This window comes from Streptomyces coffeae (genome assembly GCF_016741875.1).
Lineage (GTDB): Bacteria > Actinomycetota > Actinomycetes > Streptomycetales > Streptomycetaceae > Streptomyces > Streptomyces coffeae.
Map to the genome: position 1 here is coordinate 1 of NZ_JAERRF010000242.1, position 267 is coordinate 267.

Genomic DNA, 267 nt, shown 5'->3' on the forward strand with positions numbered 1-267 from the left:
CCGCAAAGTCCAGATCCCGCGAAGAGGCACGGTGAGCCGCGTCAATACCCATCGCCTCCAGCACCGGATGCTTGCCCGGGCTCGCGGTGGCATGGATCTCCGCACCCAGATGACGAGCGATCTGCACCGCCGCCATCCCCACACCACCCGCCGCGGCATGGATCAACACCGACTCACCCGCACCAAGACCACCCAGCTCCACCAGCCCGTACCACGCCGTCAGAAACACCACCGGCGCCGCGGCCGCCTGCTGGAAACCCCAGCCGG

At 68.5% G+C, this 267-nt stretch carries 1 pseudogene; it reads right to left on the reverse strand.

From position 1 onward, the window contains the following. Positions 1-267 (reverse strand): annotated as a pseudogene (locus JK363_RS41835) (type I polyketide synthase); the annotation flags it as partial.